The following is a 1,601-nucleotide window of genomic DNA, read 5'->3' as shown; positions in this document are numbered from 1 at the left end:
AGCCGGGGCAGCACCGCGACCAGCAGCCAGGCGGTCGCCAGCGCCACCTGCGGCGCCCGGGTGTGCAGGCGGGCGAACCACAGCCGGTTGCGCACGGTGTAGTAGGTGTAGCCGTCGGCGGGGACCGTCCCGCCGCCGGCGTGCCAGGACTGGGCCGGGCTGACCAGCACCCGCCAGCCCGCCGCCCGGGCCCGTCGGCACAGGTCGAGATCCTCGTAGACGAGGAAGAAGCGGGTGTCCATCGGCGCGTCGCGCAGGCACGCCGCCCGGATGAACATCGTCGCCCCGGTCACCCACGGCACCTCGTCGGCGGCGTCCGTCGGAACACGCCGGCGCCGGGGCACGGTGAGCACGGGGGTGAGCCCGCCCGCCCCGGGATGCAGGCCGCCCGCATTGACCAGGGTCGGGCCGACGATCCCCACGCCGGGGCGGGCCAGCAGGTCCAGGCAGGCGTCGACGGTGGTGGCCGTCAGCCGGACGTCGTTGTTGAGCAGCAGGTAGGCCGGCGCCGACGGGTCGGCGGCGCAGCCGTGCCGAAAGCCGCCGCCGAAACCCAGGTTGCCGGCCGGGACGAGCCACGACACCCTCGGATCGAGCCCGGCCGGGCGGGGGCGCCGGTCGTTCGCCACCACGATGATCCCGCCGATCCGGGGCATGGCGGTGAGCGCGCCGGCGAGCTCCACCGTCGGCGTGACGGGTCCCCAGTGGACGATGATCGCGGTCGCCTTCACGCCCGGGCCTGCCGCAGGGCGACCGGCTGGTCCGGCGGCCGGGCGGTGGTCGGGACGGCCAGGGTCGACCAGGGCGCGATCAGCAGCGGGCGGCGCCGCGTGGGCGGGGTGTCCGCGTCGACGATGCGGTAGTCGTGGCGGGCGAGCAGTGCGCCCACCGCCTCGGCGTTCGGCGTCGCGACCTCGCAGATCAGTACCGGCCGCACCGCGGCGAGCAGGTGGTTGGCGCCCGCCAGCACCGCCCGTTCGGCCCCCTCCACGTCGATCTTCACCACGTCGGGCGCCGGCAGGTCGGCGAGCAGGCCGTCGAGGGTGACGGTCGGGACCAGGTGGGTGGTGCGCACCCCGCCCGCCTGGCTGCCGCCGAAGCCGGCGAGGTGGCTCGTCGCCCGGCTGCGGCGGGCCACCTGGAAGCGTCCGACGCCGGTCGAGGCGCCGACCGCCGCGGGCAGAATCTCCACTGCCGCCTGCTCGCGCGCCGGACCGGTGCTGCGGGTAGACAGCCGCGCCGACCGGCGGAGCAGGCTGACCAGCCACGTGTCCGGTTCGATCGCGACAACGGTCCCGCCGGGCGCGGCCGCCCGCGCCGCGGTGAACGTGAACAGGCCCAGGTTCGCACCGACATCCCAGACGACATGGCCGGGCCGGATCACCTCGGCGACGAGACCGGTGAGCATCGGATCGACGCGGGCGAGGCTCGGCCGCAGGTACTTCAACCCGCCCTCGCTGGACACGTAGATCCGGCTGGCCCGGTACGGCGGCGGCAGCCGGCGGGGCAGCACCACCCGATGCGTGAGCTGTTCGGCGAGGCGGCGCGCGGGCGGCCGGTGCGGCACGGAGCCCTCCTGGCGGTGTGGTCGGCGCGGCGGG

2 protein-coding genes are annotated in these 1,601 nt (G+C 76.3%); both read right to left on the bottom strand.

From position 1 onward, the window contains the following. Positions 1-731 (bottom strand): glycosyltransferase family 2 protein (locus tag ND748_RS31600; protein WP_251749951.1); only part of this gene is annotated, 731 nt, incomplete at its 3' end. Next, the coding region (locus ND748_RS31595) for an FkbM family methyltransferase (protein WP_308205786.1) at positions 728-1,601 on the bottom strand (874 nt) is incomplete at its 5' end. The genes ND748_RS31600 and ND748_RS31595, both read right to left, overlap by 4 nt.

Source organism: Frankia sp. AiPs1 (assembly GCF_023716945.1).
GTDB lineage: Bacteria > Actinomycetota > Actinomycetes > Frankiales > Frankiaceae > Frankia.
The sequence above is the reverse complement of the archived record's forward strand: the minus strand, read 5'-3'. Positions and strand labels throughout refer to the sequence as shown.